Consider the following 15767-nt stretch of genomic DNA (forward strand, 5'->3'; position numbering starts at 1 on the left):
ATGAGTGCAAAAAAAGAAAGAGTAGATGTACTATTAGTAGAGCGAGGGCTTATAGAAACACGTGAGAAAGCGAAACGTGCTATTATGGCTGGACTCGTATATGCGAATGAGATGAGACTCGATAAGCCAGGAGAGAAGATCCCACAAGATACAGAGATTACGGTAAAGGGACAAGTTATGCCGTATGTAAGCCGTGGTGGTTATAAACTTGAAAAGGCACTGGAGACATTTCATCTAGATTTACAAGATAAAGTTATGATAGATATTGGTTCATCAACTGGTGGCTTTACAGATTGTGCGCTTCAAAATGGAGCGAAACTATCTTATGCATTAGATGTAGGATATAATCAATTGGCGTGGAAATTGCGTCAAGATGAGCGTGTTGTCGTAATGGAACGTACAAATTTCCGTTACGTGACACCAGCAGACTTAGAGCGTGGTTTACCACAATTTGCTAGTATAGATGTTTCATTTATATCATTAAAACTAATACTGCCAGTTTTAAAAACAATGCTTATGCTTAACGGTGATGTAGCAGCGTTAATTAAACCGCAGTTTGAAGCTGGAAGAGAGCAAGTTGGGAAAAAAGGCATTGTTCGTGATAGAAAAGTGCATGAAGCTGTCGTAGAAATGATTGTCGATTTTGCTTTAAAAGAAGGCTATGATGTAGAAGGGTTAACATTCTCACCGATTACGGGTGGAGACGGTAATATTGAATTCTTAATTCATTTAAAATGGCATGGTGAACGTGATGAGAGTGGCAAAAATCATTCTCCAATTTCTATTGAGCAAGTTGTTACAGAAGCGCATGACGTTCTAAAACAAAAAGGAAAAGGGGAATAACATATGTTGTTCCTCTTTTTGCTGTAATTGTATAATGATTGTAAAAACAATTGTGTACAAGTAACGAATTATAAGTTAACATAAATAAGTGAAGTATACCAATGTTTAAACTATGGTAAGAGATAGTGTGAGGTGCAAATGTATGAATAAAGGTCAGCGCCATATTAAAATCAGGGAAATTATTGCGAACAAAGAAATCGAAACACAAGATGAATTAGTTGATATTTTACGTAATGAGGGATTTAATGTAACGCAAGCAACAGTATCGCGCGATATTAAAGAACTGCACTTAGTGAAGGTGCCATTACATGATGGTCGCTATAAATATAGCTTGCCAGCAGATCAACGGTTTAACCCGTTACAAAAATTAAAACGAAATCTAGTGGATTCATTTGTAAAATTAGACACGGCAGGACATATGCTTGTGCTAAAAACATTGCCTGGTAACGCTCATTCACTTGGAGCACTTATTGATCATTTAGAGTGGGATGAGATCATCGGAACCATCTGTGGTGATGATACTTGCCTAATTATTTGCCGTACACCTGAGGATACAGGTGTTGTCTCTGATCGTTTCTTAAATATGTTGTAACAAAAAAATCTTGTTTGCTTTCCTCTGTAAAGTGGAAAGTGAACAGGATTTTTTTAGCGGTTAAAAATGTGAATTTTTAATTGTAATATAATATTTTGTTTGAATAAAATTAGAAAATAGGTGGATTGACCCGTAAAACGAATGTTTGGTACAATGGAGCGGGTTAGAAGAGTACATACAAACATATAGTATGACTATTTGAATAAAGAACTGAAAAAAGCCCTTAGTAGGGGATTAGTTTATAACGAGGTGAATGGGGCATTGTTATCGGAATTATCGATTAGAAACTTTGCTATTATTGAGGCATTAAATATTTCTTTTCAAAAAGGTTTAACAGTTTTAAGTGGTGAAACAGGAGCTGGAAAATCGATTATTATTGATGCGATTAGTTTACTTGTAGGTGGCCGTGGTTCAGCGGAATTTGTTCGATACGGAACAGAAAAAGCTGAGATAGAAGGGTTATTTTATGTGGAAGACGACAAGCATCCATGTATTGAAAAGGCAGAAGAGTTAGATATAGAAATAGAAGACGGCATGATTATTTTGAAGCGTGATATTGCTGCAAACGGAAAGAGTGTATGTCGTGTAAATGGGAAACTTGTCACCCTTAGTATATTAAAAGAGATTGGCAAAACGCTTGTTGATATTCATGGACAGCACGAAACGCAAGACTTAATGAATGAAGAGCGACATCTGTTTATGCTCGATCATTTTGATGGGGAGCGTATTGTTAAACAGTTGGATATATATCAAAATGTATACGCTGACTATGAGAAATTAAAAAAACAATTGAAATCGTTAAGTGAAAATGAACAACAAATGGCACATCGCTTAGATTTAATTCAATTTCAGCATGAAGAAATCCGTAAGGCTGATTTAAAGATGGATGAAGAAAATGAATTAACTGAGGAACGATTGCAAATTTCTAATTTTGAAAAGATTTATAAAGCGTTAGGTGATGCATATCGTTCGTTAAGTGCTGACGGACAAGGATTAGATAATGTAAGAAGTGCAATGGGACAAATGGAGAGTATTACACATTTAGATGAAGTATATCAAGAAAATCATGATTCAATTGCAAATAGCTATTACTTATTAGAAGAAGTTGCGTATCAACTTAGAGAAAATCTCGATATGATGGAATATGATCCGAATCGTCTAGATGAAATTGAAACACGTTTAAATGAAATTCGTATGCTAAAGAGAAAATATGGAAATAATGTAGAAGAGATTTTAGCGTATGCTGATAAAATTGAGCAAGAAATTTTTACGATTGAAAATAAAGACGTTCATATTGAAGCGACGAAGAAGCAGTTAAAGGAATTAGAAAGTGTTATTCTGAAAGAAGCAACGTTGTTAAGTAATATGCGTCATGAACTTGCAGAGCATCTTACAAATGCTATTCATCAAGAATTAAAAGAACTATATATGGAAAAAACGAAATTTGAAGTGAGAATCATGAAGAGAGAAGGAAATGCAGAAGAACCTCTTGTGGAAGGCGCACCGGTGCGCCTTACGGCGGACGGCTATGATCACGTGGAGTTTTATATTTCAACGAATCCCGGTGAACCGTTAAAACCACTTTCAAAGGTCGCTTCTGGTGGAGAGTTATCTCGTATTATTTTAGCTTTAAAAAGTATTTTTTCTAAACATCAAGGTATTGCATCTGTTATTTTTGATGAAGTGGATACTGGTGTGAGTGGTCGAGTTGCACAGGCTATTGCGGAAAAAATTTATCGTGTATCAGTAAACTCACAAGTGCTTTGTATTACGCACTTACCTCAAGTAGCTTCAATGGCGGATTCGCATTTATTTATTCGAAAACAGGTAGCGAATGATCGGACAATTACATCAGTTACCGTTTTAACTATGGAGGATAAAGTAACAGAAATAGCTCGAATGATTTCTGGTGTGGAAATTACAGATTTAACGACAGAACATGCGAAAGAGTTACTTACGCAAGCGCATCATTTTAAACAGACAGCAGAGGCTATCCAGTAATGGATAGCTTTTTTTCTCAAATGAAGATTTCTTAATTCTTCCGGTTATAAATAAAGCACTGCAAGGAGAGATTAAAAAGTGAAGCCAAGAGGCTGAATGTGGGGTAGGAGCGAGGAGAGTGAACAAATTGAAATTAGAAAGATTTCGAAAAATAATAGGTCTTTGTCTCCTTGTTTCTTTAGTTTTTATTGGATGTTTTAAGCCGCTTCGGACGTTTATTTCATCCCCGAAGCAACTTGTTGTTTTTGAAGGACAACAATCAGAAATAGCTTCATTACCAGTTTTTAAAGCTTCATCTACAAATAGCCATGTATTTACAGTGAGTTCGAATGAACAAAAACAAGGACTTATGGTAAATTCTCATCAAAATGGTGAAGCGGACATGGTGTTCCAAATCGCTGGTTTTCCAGTAAAAAAAGTAAATGTGAAAGTATTAAAAGATTTTAAAGTTATTCCAGGTGGACAATCAATTGGTGTGAAATTAAACACAAAAGGTGTACTTGTTGTAGGCCATCATTTAATTCAAACTGAAAAAGGTAAAATATCTCCTGGTGAAACAGCTGGTGTGCAAATTGGAGATATGATTACTGAAATTAATGGTAAAACAATTGAAAGAATGAGTGATGTCGCACCATTTATTCATAGTAGTGGTGAAACAGGTGAACCACTTAACCTTGTTTTGTTAAGAGATGGAAAATACATTCGCACGAAATTAACACCACAAAAAGACAGTGGGGAATCGTCTTATCGTATTGGCTTATATATTCGTGATTCGGCAGCTGGAATCGGAACAATGACATTTGTTCATCCAGATTCTATGAAATACGGAGCACTGGGTCATGTCATTTCTGATAATGATACGAAAAAGCCGATTCAAGTTGAAGATGGACAAATTATGCGTTCGACAGTTACATCGATTGAAAGAGGTAGTCATGGGAATCCAGGAGAGAAGTTAGCAAGGTTCTCACCAGATCGTGAAGTGATTGGCAATATTACAATAAATAGTCCGTATGGTATTTTTGGAAAATTAAATACAAATATGACAAACGGCGTAATGGATAAAGCAATGCCTATCGCATTATCTCATCAAGTAAAAGAAGGACCGGCAAAAATATTAACAGTTATTGATCAAGATAAAGTAGAAGCATTTGATATTGAAGTTGTTAGTACGGTACCGCAAAAATTTCCAGCTACAAAAGGTATGGTAATAAAAGTAACAGATAAGCGTTTATTAGCAAAAACAGGTGGTATCGTACAAGGGATGAGTGGAAGTCCAATTGTACAAAACGGGAAAGTAATCGGAGCCGTTACACATGTATTTGTCAATGATCCAACATCAGGGTACGGTGTTCATATTGAATGGATGTTACATGAGGCTGGAATTAATATTTATGATCAAGAAAAAAAAGCGAGCTAATTATTCATTAGCTCGCTTTTCTATTGAAAAATTCGTTGAAATTTTGTAAAAGCTCCGCAAGAGATGTTTTTTGTTGTAAAATATAAGCAAAGGGTTGAACGTTTCGTTGTATTTCTATGATGGAATGTGTTGCGAAAGGGAATAAATGAACGATAAACATATTTTTTTGTGATTTTATCGGAAAGTAACAAACTTTAAAAGGGAATTTTCACACAATTGTCGAACAATTCATGTAGCCTAGAAGGATACACATGTCGGAGAATCGATTCGGTAAGGGAGGAAAAGCTGTGGAGAAAATTAAAGTATGTCTTGTGGATGATAATAAAGAATTAGTATCAATGCTAGAGAGTTATGTAGCTGCTCAAGATGATATGGAAGTAATCGGTACTGCTTATAATGGTCAAGAGTGTTTAAACTTATTAACAGATAAGCAGCCTGATGTACTCGTTTTAGACATTATTATGCCACATTTAGATGGTTTAGCTGTACTAGAGAAAATGCGACATATTGAAAGGTTAAGACAGCCTAGCGTAATTATGTTAACAGCATTTGGACAAGAAGATGTGACGAAAAAAGCAGTTGACCTAGGTGCTTCATATTTCATATTAAAACCATTTGATATGGAGAATTTAACTAGTCATATTCGTCAAGTGAGTGGCAAGGCAAATGCTACTATTAAACGTCCATTACCATCTTTCCGATCAGCAACAACAATAGATGGAAAACCGAAAAACTTAGATGCAAGTATTACGAGTATTATTCATGAAATTGGTGTACCTGCTCATATTAAAGGGTACATGTACTTACGAGAAGCGATTTCTATGGTGTACAATGATATCGAATTACTAGGATCTATTACGAAAGTATTATATCCAGATATTGCAAAGAAATATAATACAACAGCGAGCCGTGTCGAGCGTGCAATCCGTCACGCGATTGAAGTAGCGTGGAGCCGTGGAAATATTGATTCTATTTCGTCCTTATTTGGTTATACAGTATCCATGTCAAAAGCAAAACCTACGAATTCTGAGTTTATCGCAATGGTTGCGGATAAGTTGAGACTTGAACATAAGGCTAGCTGAGAGTATAAATAGCAAAGCTGACGATGAAATCTAGAAACAATACTAATTTTAAAAAAATAAAAGTTTCATTCAAAGGCAAATGAATTTTATGATTCATTTGCCTTTTTATTTTGTAGAGAAGTAAAATTTTTTTGTAAATTAAAGGCTCATTCAACTCCCTAGGATATAAAGTCTATATTTAGAAGGATTACTTATAAGGGCACGGTCTTTTATATAATATTTTGCGAGAGGTTTTAATGAATACAGACGGGGGGACGAGAGCGGAAAAATAAAATATTAACTTGGCTAGGGATAGTAGTGGTTATAGGGGCTTGTGGTGGTGGCGACCTTTTGGATATTAAAACTTGGAGATTATCCAGTAGATAAACAAGCAAGTGCTGAAATAGATAAAAAGGAGAATCGCTGGTAGTAGGTAGAGGGGAGATGGGGATATATATGTTACTGGAAATTCTACTGAAAGCGAAGCAACTACAGCGATGCAAAACAAGTGTAATAAAGTGAAACTATAAGTAGTAGAGGTATCCATCCCTCCCCTCTTATTAGTGCGAACGACGTCCTAATAAGAGGCCAATTGAATTTTTTATTGCTGAAAGAAGCTAATATTTAAATTAATAAATAAAATATTATGTTGAAAGATTAGATTAACAATTGACAGTTTAAGGTAGATGATGTAAAATTTTGTTGATTTTTATATTGTGAAAGCTATAGTAAATAAAGAGGTATATTTACTATAAGCTTTCGTATTTCTAGATTCTTTTTTAAAAAATATGACAAAACAGGTTGTAATTTATACTTAAAAAGAGCTGGAAGGATAATGCTAGTTGCATGTTTGTCTGGCAAAAAACGATGACGTAATGGCATGCATATAAAGGAGATAAAAAATGCAGACAAAGTGGTTAAAATGGGAAGTTATAGCAGTTGTTGTTGCGGCAATAGTAATGATTGGTTTATTACTTATTAAGCCTATTGTTGGTCTCGCTGACAATGGTGACTTTGAACGTATTATGATTCAAATTGGATTGGCTTATCCAGATCCAAATGAAGCGAGGGTAGATAAATACTTTTCATTTATCCATCATTTATATGCTTATGTGAATCCAGCTGCAGGTGATTATGTTTCTTCGCAGTTGTTTCTCATGGTTCCAGCTTTATGGATTGGTAAAATATTACCAGGACCTTGGTTTGATATACGAGTTCTAGCGGTCGAATATATTATGATTTTTCTTCTAGCACTATATCTAATTGTCAAACTGAATAAAACGAATAATAAAATCGTGAATGGTTTTCTTGTAACGTTAACAATTGTTGTTTTTGCAGATATTGGATACATACTATATTTTAATTCTATGTATGGTGAAGCTGTAACGTATGTGTTTCTATTTTTAACAATTGCATTAGGAATACAACTTGCGCGTCAGAAACATCCGTCTATTTGGTTAGTTATTTTGTTTTATATATCAGCAATAATGCTAGCTTGTTCTAAAACGCAGTATACACCAGCAGGATTTATAGCAGCATTACTTACTATTAGACTATGGTTTATACGCAAGGATAAAGTATGGAGAAGTGTAATTGTATCAATGACGGCATTACTTTTAATTTTATCTTTCATTTGTTATAAAAGCTCACCTGCATGGATTGATAAAATTAATATATATCAAACAGTATTTTATGGGGTTCTTAAAGATTCTCCAAACCCAGAACAAGATTTACGTGATCTTGGAGTTGACCCAGAACTTGCTGTAAATGCAGGAACTCATTTTTGGTCTAATGCAGCGATACCACAGGAAGACCCGAGATTGCATAAAGAATTATATAATAAAATAAAATTCCCTGATATCGCCAAATTTTATTTGACGCATCCACAAAGATTTTGGAGTAAACTAGAGGCAACAGCTGAATATGCTTGGACTATCCGACCGTCCGTTGATGGGGTTGCTTTTCTTGGTAATTATGAGAAAAAAGATAATCCAGTTCCCGCTACTCAAGTGGAGACATTTTCTTTATGGAGTCATGTGAAAGAGCAATATCATCCAAATGGATTCATATGGATTGTTCTTTTATACGTTTTATATGGACTAGGAATTTTGCTAGAATACAGAAGAGCTAAGACGCATAGTGAGCGGCTTATTCCTGACATATTTACAGCGGTAGCTATAATTGGCATGATTTCTTATGTGGTCCCATTTGTTGGAAGTGGAGAAGGGGATTTCGCTAAGCATTTATTTTTATTTACAGTTTGCTTAGACGTAATGTTAGTAAGTGGGATTTGGTGGTTAGCGAAAGGTAGATTACAATAAAAACTTAGTTAATAGAGGATAATAGTCAGTGGAGATAGATAAAAAAAGCTGACTAAAATTCCACTGTATTTTATGATTATTTACGATACTAATCTTCATCGTTATGTAAGAAAAACTATTTGAAATACGAAACGAACTAGATTATTATTATTTAAGAGTCTATAATGGTGTATATTGGAAAGATTTTAGGAGGATGGACATGGAATTTTTGAGCGGAAAAGTAGTTACCGTGTTATTAGCATTGTTTTTTATCATTACAGTATATGTTAATATTAATACGGTATACTATGTAATCATTTCCTTTTTTGGATTTGGTAAAGCGAAACGTGATTATGAAATAATTGAAGATAAGACAAAGTTTTTAATATTAGTTGCAGCACATAATGAAGAGAAAGTAATTGGTTCAACTATTGATAATTTAAGAAAAATTCAATACCGAGATGATTTGTATGATATTTATGTTGTAAATGATAATAGTACGGATAGAACAGGTGCTATTTGTGAAGAAAAGGGAATGAAATATGTTAATACAAGTGAACAGCTATTTCCTCGTGAAGGCGTAGGGAAACCAGCAGGTTTACAATATGCGTTACGTCATTTAGGATTTGATAAACTGACTGAAAAATATGACTGTTTAATGATTTTAGATGCTGATAATCATGTCGATTCGAATGTTTTACAAGAGTTAAATTCACAGTACATTGCTAAAGATAAGCCAGAAGCGATTCAAATTTATTTAGATTCAAAAAACTCAGCGACTAATTTATCGCTTGGTTATGCTATGAGCTATTACTTAACAAATCGTTTCTTCCAGCTGGCAAAATATCGTCTGGGATTACCGAATGCTATTGGTGGAACTGGGTTCATTGTTAAAATGGAGTACTTAATGAAACATGGTGGTTTCCGTTTTGATTCGCTAACAGAGGATTTAGAATTAGAGATGGAAATTGTTAAAGATAATGGAAGAGTATTATGGAATCACTTTGTTCGAGTATACGATGAAAAACCAGATAACTTTAAAATTAGTATTAAACAACGTACGCGTTGGTCTCAAGGGCATTGGTATGTTGCATTTACAAACTTTAAACCTATGGTAAAAAAACTGTTTACTGAAAAAGGGAAAATAAGAATTATTGACCAGTTGTTTTATCTATTCGGAATGACTCGTGCAGTTCAAATGACAATAACCTTGATAGGTATTTTAATTGCTTTAGGATATGTTGTTGCGACGCAATCATATCAAGATATCCCTGCAATAGGGAAACGTTTAGTTGCGATGATTTTAGGTGCGAGTATTCTTTCTTTAATATTATTCCTGTATCAATTTGTTGTTTGTATGTATTATGCAGTTAAGGTAGATACAAATAGAAAGTATAAACTTATCCAAATGAGTTTTTCTATCTTTTATTACGCATATACGTTTGTTTATGCTCAAATTGTTGGTCTAATTAAATGGAAGCAACAACATACATGGGTGAAAACAGAGCATAATAAGACAACGATAAATCATAAAGCGGATAAATGATAAAGGTTTAATATATTTCCAATAGAGAAATGAAAGAGCGATGCCATGAGGCAACGCTCTTTCATTTTTTTGTTCAAAGAATGCTTGTAAGAAAGTGATTAGTTGTGGGATCAGTAGGAGAATAAGACAAGATAACTTATCTGGTGGAAGTTTCACTGTATGGAAGATGTACTTGTGATAGTATATGTAGTAAGGATAAATTAAAAAGTCCTGCAAAACAGGACCATATTATTCTTCGTCTTTATTTTGTTTTTCTAATTCAACTAGCTTTTGAATTAAAATGTGTTGTGGCATATGCATGAGCTGTTCGAGCGGCACACCTAATGCTTTTGATAAGCGAACTGCAGTGTCTGGAGAAATTTGTAATGGTCTCATAGAAGTACCTCCTTTTTCGTATAGTATAGCATAAGATTGGGGGAGTGAGGATGACTCTTATATTTGCACATCGTGGTGCAGCGGGAACGTATCCGGAAAATACAATGGTTTCATTTGAAGCGGCGGAGGCTTTTAGAGCGGACGGAATTGAGCTTGATGTTCAACTAACGAAAGATGGAAAGGTTGTCGTCATTCATGATGAAACGGTGGATCGGACAACAAATGGAAAAGGTGCGGTTCGAAATTATTTATATGAGGATTTATGTAAGTTGGATGCGAGTTATAAATTCGGTGATAAAGTAGGTTTTTGTAAAATACCTCTTCTAGAAGAAGTATTAGAATGGCTCGCCAAAACGAAATTGCTACTCAATATTGAATTTAAAAATAATAAAATCCCATACAGAGGTTTAGAAGAAGAGGTTATAACACTTGTACGTAAGTTTAGTCTAGAAGATCGTGTTGTATTTTCTTCGTTTAATCACTACAGTATGAAAAAATGTCATATGATGGCTCCGGATATTCAAACAGCTATTTTATATCGTGAAGGTTTGCATAGTCCGTGGGCATATGCAAAAAAAATGGGCGCAACAGCAGTACATCCTAATTATCGTTACCTTCAAGATGCCATAGCTATACTAACAATGGAAAGTGGTGTAGAGGTTCGCCCCTATACAATAAATGAAGAAACTCTTATGCGTAAATATTTTGATATGAATATTTCGGCGATTATTACCGATTATCCTGAAACAGCAAGAACTTTATTGCCGATAAAAAAATGAGACCTAATATAAAGGTCTCATTTTTTATTTATCAAGCTCTTTGTTGTAGGACTCATCATCAGTTAGAAATGGACAAAACCCTAGTGATTAAAGTTTTACTTTATCTTCTAAAGCGAGCTTGAACTTTATTGCGTTTACGGTCTCGGTGTAAGACGAAGCCACCAAAGATGTAAAACCCGAGTGCGAAGCAGAGAGCGCCAATAAAAAACTGTAACCATAGTATAGAAATTGGGGGGAATAAAATCCCAAATACAGTATCTCTCATTAACTTAATGCCGAATACAGCTAATGAAATAGGGATGAGTGCTAATAATAGAGCAAGGTAACGCTGCATACATAACGCTCCTTTTCAGATTATTTAGTATATTCTAATGATGTTATATGAGAAGGGGGTTTGTCAAGAGGGGGCTGAGCGAGTAAGATAAAGGTGTGAAAAATTTTGCAGAGATACTTCGAGAGGAAGTGTAATGTATGAAACAAAAGGTTTTAATTGTTGGTGCAGGTGAAGGTGGAAGTACACTGCTGAATCTGTTACAAAGTTCGAATATATTTCAAATTATAGGGGTTATTGATATAAATCCGATTGCGCAAGGATTACAAATTGCTAAGGAAAATGGGATTGCGATTGGAGAGAGTGTAACTCCGTTTTTTTCTATGCATATCGATGTCATATTTGATATGACAGGTGACGATGGTTTACATAAAGTTTTACTAGAGAAAAAGCATAAAGATACTCTTCTCATTCCAGGTGATATTGCGAAAATTGTTACGAAATTAGCGCATGAGAAGGAAGGTTTAATTGGACAGTTAGAGGAACAGACGCAACAAGGAGAATTAATTTTAAATTCTACACATGACGGTATGATTGTAATTGATAAAGAGGGACAAGTCCGTCTTTTTAATAAAAGTGCAGAGCGTATTATCGGATATAAAAAAGAAGACGCGATAGGGAAATATATTTTAGAAGTTATTCCAACTAGTAAGTTGCTTCGCATTATACGTACGAAACAAATAGAAGTAAATTATGAACTGACGTTAGAAAATGAAAAGAAAATTATTACAACACGTATTCCAATATTAAAAGAAGGAGGAGAGGTTCAAGGGGCATTTGCGATTTTTAAAGATATTACAGAAGTTGTAGATTTAGCGGAAGAAGTTACAGATTTAAAAGAAATTCAAACGTTACTAGAGGCAATTATCAACTCATCTGAAGAAGCAATTTCGGTTGTCGATGAGAAAGGAAGAGGATTAGTTATAAACCCTGCTTATACGAAGTTAACGGGTTTAACAGAAGAAGATATTCTTGGTCAACCGGCTACAACTGATATTGTAGAAGGTGAAAGTATGCATATGAAAGTACTTCGAACGCGTAGGGCGGTACGCGGAATACATATGAAGATTGGGCAAAAGAAGCGCGATGTAATTGTAAACGTAGCACCCGTTATTGTTGATGGGATATTAAAAGGAAGCGTCGGTGTAATTCGTGACGTATCAGAAATTCAAAAGTTAACAAATGAGTTGAATAGAGCGAGACAGATTATTCGTACATTAGAAGCAAAATATTCATTTGATGATATTGTCGGAAATTCAGATGAAACAACTGCAGCTATCGAGCAGGCGAAACTTGGGGCGAATACACCGGCAACAGTATTGTTACGCGGAGAATCTGGGACGGGTAAAGAATTATTTGCACATGCGATCCATAATGGAAGTAATCGAAAATATAATAAGTTCGTCCGTGTAAACTGTGCGGCGATTTCGGAGACGTTGTTAGAAAGTGAATTATTCGGTTATGAGGAGGGTGCGTTTTCTGGAGCGAAAAGAGGGGGGAAACGCGGATTCTTTGAGGAAGCGAATAACGGTAGTATCTTTTTAGATGAAATAGGTGAGTTGTCTGCAAATACGCAAGCGAAACTCCTTCGCGTGTTGCAAGAAAAAGAAATTGTAAAAGTTGGTGGAACGAAAGCGATACCTATTAATGTTCGGGTAATTGCAGCGACACATGTGAATTTAGAAAAGGCTATTCTAGAAGGAGAGTTTAGAGAGGATTTATATTATCGATTAAATAAAATTCCAATTCAAATTCCGTCTCTTCGTCAGCGAAAAGGAGATATACCGGCAATTGCTGAACGATTGATACAAAAAATAAACCAAGATTATGGTCGGAATGTAGAGGGGCTCACTGATTCGGCTATTTCCTATCTACAATCATATGAATGGCCAGGGAATGTAAGGGAACTTGAAAATATTTTAGGACGAGCGATTATCTTTATGAATTATAACGAGATATATATTGATGTACAGCATTTACCCCCTTTGCATAAAGAAGAGCAGGCGGAGTTAGCGCAAAATAACTTATTACCTGAATTAGAAGAAAAGCCACTTGAACATTTAGTGACAGAGTTTGAAGGGAATATTATTCGTGGATATCTAGAGAAATTTGATGGGAATAAAACGAAAACTGCAAAAGCATTAGGAATTTCAGTTCGAAATCTATATTACAAGCTAGAAAAGTATGAGTGTGCAAAAAATAGCATGCAATAAATTGCGTACCGTGCAATTTATTGCATGGTATATAAAAAGCGACAAATTAAGACAGAATGTTTCGTTATTTTGCAAAGTATTGATTTTACTGCATTTTGAATGCGTTTTCATTATTGGTAAGACCACTTTAAAAAGTTGGCACGGTATTTGCTTTATAAATAAACGAGGGACGACGGAAAGGGTTGATTACAAAATATGAAGTTAGAACACTTAATTGATCAAGCAGCAGGACAGCCTAAAAAAACTGTAGCTGTAGCAGTAGCTGAAGATCATGAAGTAATTGAAGCTGTAGCGAAAGCGATTAAATTACAGCTAGCTCAATTTCGTCTATATGGAAATCAAGAAAAAATAATGGGGATGCTACAAGAACATGGTTTACAAACTTCAGACCACATTGAAGTAATTGCAGCAGCGTCAAGTGCTGAGGCTGCAGAGCTTTCTGTTAAATCTGTGAGAAACGGTGAAGCAGATGTGCTTATGAAGGGCAACATCCCAACAGCGAATATTTTAAAGGCTGTGTTAAATAAAGAGTGGGGGTTACGTAAAGGTAGCGTGCTTTCACATGTAGCAGCATTTGAAGTTCCAAATTACGATCGTCTTATTTTCGTTACAGATGCAGCGATGAACATCGCACCTGATGTAACACAAAAAACTGCTATTATACAAAATACTGTAGAAGTTGCCCGGGCAATAGGAATCGAGTTGCCAAAAGTGGCACCAATCGCAGCAGTAGAGGTTGTGAATCCAGCGATGCAGGCGACAATTGATGCAGCGATGTTAACACAAATGAATCGCCGCGGACAAATTAAAAATTGTATCGTTGATGGACCACTTGCTTTAGATAATGCAGTATCACAAATCGCAGCAGAGCATAAAGGCATAGTAAGTGATGTAGCAGGTAAGGCAGACATTTTACTCGTCCCAACGATTGAAGCTGGAAATGTGCTCTATAAATCACTCGTTTACTTTGCAGATGCAAAAGTAGGAGCGATGATTGCTGGCGCAAAAGCACCGATAGTTTTAACATCTCGTGCTGATTCAGCAGAAACAAAAGTATATTCATTAGCATTGGCAGTTACGACTGCTTCAAAATAAACCAAAAAGGGTAAAACATTAGGGGGAAACGACAATGACATTAGAAATCTTCGAATACTTAGAAAAATATGATTATGAGCAAGTAGTATTTTGTCAAGATAAAGAATCAGGTTTAAAAGCAATTATTGCAATTCATGATACAACACTTGGACCGGCTCTTGGTGGAACAAGAATGTGGACATATGATTCTGAAGAAGCGGCGATTGAAGATGCATTGCGTCTTGCAAAAGGGATGACATACAAAAACGCAGCAGCTGGTTTAAACCTAGGTGGAGCGAAAACAGTAATTATCGGTGACCCACGTAAAGATAAGAGTGAAGCGATGTTCCGTGCATTAGGACGCTATATTCAAGGATTAAACGGACGTTACATTACAGCTGAAGATGTTGGTACTACAGTAGATGATATGGATATTATCCATGAAGAAACTGACTTTGTAACAGGTATTTCACCTTCATTCGGTTCTTCTGGAAACCCATCTCCAGTAACTGCATACGGTGTATACCGTGGTATGAAAGCAGCTGCGAAAGAAGCGTTCGGTACAGATAATCTAGAAGGAAAAGTAATTTCTGTTCAAGGCGTTGGTAACGTAGCATATCACCTATGCAAACATTTACACGCTGAAGGAGCAAAATTAATTGTTACAGATATTAATAAAGAAGCTGTACAACGTGCAGTAGAAGAATTCGGTGCAACAGCAGTTGAGCCAAATGAAATTTACGGTGTTGAATGTGATATTTACGCACCATGTGCATTAGGCGCAACAGTTAATGATGAAACTATTCCACAACTTAAAGCAAAAGTAATCGCGGGTTCTGCAAATAACCAATTAAAAGAAGATCGTCACGGCGACATCATTCATGAAATGGGTATTGTATACGCACCAGACTATGTAATTAATGCAGGTGGCGTAATTAACGTAGCAGACGAATTATATGGATACAATAGAGAACGTGCGCTAAAACGTGTTGAGTCAATTTATGACACAATTGCAAAAGTAATCGAAATTTCAAAACGCGATGGCATAGCAACTTATGTAGCAGCAGATCGTTTAGCTGAAGAGCGCATTGCAAGCTTGAAAAACTCTCGTAGCACATACTTACGCAACGGTCACGACATTATTAGCCGTCGCTAATCATTCATATATAACTTTTACAAAAGGTGTGGTTACCTCTTAGGAGGTTTCCACGTCCTTTTGAATTTATTAGTGGAGG

Annotated in this window: 13 protein-coding genes and 1 pseudogene; 12 read left to right on the plus strand and 2 right to left on the minus strand. The window is 35.6% G+C overall.

Annotation, left to right across the window (positions count from 1 at the left end; translation table 11 throughout):
• The 8 genes and pseudogenes from JDS92_RS10935 to JDS92_RS10965 all read left to right on the plus strand — a co-directional run bounded on the left by JDS92_RS10935 (position 1) and on the right by JDS92_RS10965 (position 9760).
• Positions 1-843, plus strand: a complete 843-nt coding sequence (locus JDS92_RS10935; protein ID WP_001274740.1) for a TlyA family RNA methyltransferase — start codon at positions 1-3, stop codon at positions 841-843.
• Positions 844-985: 142 nt separating this feature from the next.
• Complete coding sequence (gene argR / locus JDS92_RS10940; protein ID WP_001032581.1) at positions 986-1435, plus strand: arginine repressor ArgR; 450 nt, start codon at positions 986-988, stop codon at positions 1433-1435.
• Between the two features lie 261 nt (positions 1436-1696).
• Positions 1697-3436 (plus strand): DNA repair protein RecN, encoded by a 1740-nt coding sequence (recN, locus tag JDS92_RS10945; RefSeq protein WP_043322351.1) that lies wholly within the window; start codon positions 1697-1699, stop codon positions 3434-3436.
• A 118-nt stretch (positions 3437-3554) separates the two neighbouring features.
• Complete coding sequence (gene spoIVB, locus JDS92_RS10950) at positions 3555-4853, plus strand: SpoIVB peptidase (protein ID WP_002048975.1); 1299 nt, start codon at positions 3555-3557, stop codon at positions 4851-4853.
• Positions 4854-5140: 287 nt separating this feature from the next.
• A complete protein-coding gene (gene spo0A, locus JDS92_RS10955; protein WP_000411416.1) occupies positions 5141-5935 on the plus strand; it encodes a sporulation transcription factor Spo0A in 795 nt (264 codons plus the stop codon).
• A gap of 240 nt (positions 5936-6175) precedes the next feature.
• Positions 6176-6414, plus strand: a pseudogene (locus JDS92_RS31520) (hypothetical protein); the annotation flags it as partial.
• 402 nt (positions 6415-6816) lie between these two features.
• On the plus strand, positions 6817-8235 hold the full coding sequence (gene wsfD / locus JDS92_RS10960; RefSeq protein ID WP_001193753.1) for a glycan biosynthesis hexose transferase WsfD: 1419 nt from the start codon (positions 6817-6819) through the stop codon (positions 8233-8235).
• Positions 8236-8434: 199 nt separating this feature from the next.
• Positions 8435-9760 (plus strand): glycosyltransferase family 2 protein, encoded by a 1326-nt coding sequence (locus JDS92_RS10965; RefSeq protein WP_000395074.1) that lies wholly within the window; start codon positions 8435-8437, stop codon positions 9758-9760.
• Between the two features lie 228 nt (positions 9761-9988).
• Here JDS92_RS10965 and JDS92_RS10970 read toward each other — a convergent pair whose 3' ends face one another.
• Positions 9989-10135, minus strand: a complete 147-nt coding sequence (locus JDS92_RS10970; protein WP_001247671.1) for a YycC family protein — start codon at positions 10133-10135, stop codon at positions 9989-9991.
• Positions 10136-10185: 50 nt separating this feature from the next.
• On the opposite strand from JDS92_RS10970, the gene JDS92_RS10975 reads away from it, so the two are divergent.
• Positions 10186-10914 carry a glycerophosphodiester phosphodiesterase gene (locus tag JDS92_RS10975; RefSeq protein WP_000172598.1) on the plus strand — a complete coding sequence of 243 codons (729 nt, stop codon included), beginning with the start codon at positions 10186-10188 and terminating at the stop codon, positions 10912-10914.
• A 100-nt stretch (positions 10915-11014) separates the two neighbouring features.
• Here JDS92_RS10975 and JDS92_RS10980 read toward each other — a convergent pair whose 3' ends face one another.
• Positions 11015-11248 (minus strand): DUF2627 domain-containing protein, encoded by a 234-nt coding sequence (locus tag JDS92_RS10980; RefSeq protein WP_001190186.1) that lies wholly within the window; start codon positions 11246-11248, stop codon positions 11015-11017.
• A gap of 137 nt (positions 11249-11385) precedes the next feature.
• Here JDS92_RS10980 and JDS92_RS10985 point away from each other — a divergent pair, with 137 nt between their 5' ends.
• From JDS92_RS10985 to JDS92_RS10995, 3 genes are all read left to right on the plus strand, one after another.
• The gene (locus tag JDS92_RS10985; protein ID WP_097952992.1) at positions 11386-13458 is read left to right on the plus strand and encodes a sigma-54 interaction domain-containing protein; all 2073 of its coding nucleotides are present in this window, start codon (positions 11386-11388) and stop codon (positions 13456-13458) included.
• 195 nt (positions 13459-13653) lie between these two features.
• Positions 13654-14553, plus strand: a complete 900-nt coding sequence (gene yqiS / locus JDS92_RS10990; protein WP_000763063.1) for a phosphate butyryltransferase — start codon at positions 13654-13656, stop codon at positions 14551-14553.
• A gap of 34 nt (positions 14554-14587) precedes the next feature.
• Complete coding sequence (locus tag JDS92_RS10995) at positions 14588-15688, plus strand: leucine dehydrogenase (protein ID WP_000171363.1); 1101 nt, start codon at positions 14588-14590, stop codon at positions 15686-15688.
• Positions 15689-15767: the final 79 nt, after the last annotated feature.

The organism is Bacillus cereus group sp. N12 (assembly GCF_016483575.1).
Taxonomy (GTDB): domain Bacteria; phylum Bacillota; class Bacilli; order Bacillales; family Bacillaceae_G; genus Bacillus_A; species Bacillus_A toyonensis.

Coding starts and splice junctions, on each gene's coding strand:
- JDS92_RS10980 (WP_001190186.1), bottom strand. CDS start 11,248: ATGCAGCGTTACCTTGCTCTATTATTAGCACTCATCCCTATTTCATTA.
- argR (WP_001032581.1), top strand. CDS start 986: ATGAATAAAGGTCAGCGCCATATTAAAATCAGGGAAATTATTGCGAAC.
- JDS92_RS10985 (WP_097952992.1), top strand. CDS start 11,386: ATGAAACAAAAGGTTTTAATTGTTGGTGCAGGTGAAGGTGGAAGTACA.
- JDS92_RS10965 (WP_000395074.1), top strand. CDS start 8,435: ATGGAATTTTTGAGCGGAAAAGTAGTTACCGTGTTATTAGCATTGTTT.
- JDS92_RS10995 (WP_000171363.1), top strand. CDS start 14,588: ATGACATTAGAAATCTTCGAATACTTAGAAAAATATGATTATGAGCAA.
- JDS92_RS10970 (WP_001247671.1), bottom strand. CDS start 10,135: ATGAGACCATTACAAATTTCTCCAGACACTGCAGTTCGCTTATCAAAA.
- wsfD (WP_001193753.1), top strand. CDS start 6,817: ATGCAGACAAAGTGGTTAAAATGGGAAGTTATAGCAGTTGTTGTTGCG.
- JDS92_RS10975 (WP_000172598.1), top strand. CDS start 10,186: ATGACTCTTATATTTGCACATCGTGGTGCAGCGGGAACGTATCCGGAA.
- yqiS (WP_000763063.1), top strand. CDS start 13,654: ATGAAGTTAGAACACTTAATTGATCAAGCAGCAGGACAGCCTAAAAAA.
- JDS92_RS10935 (WP_001274740.1), top strand. CDS start 1: ATGAGTGCAAAAAAAGAAAGAGTAGATGTACTATTAGTAGAGCGAGGG.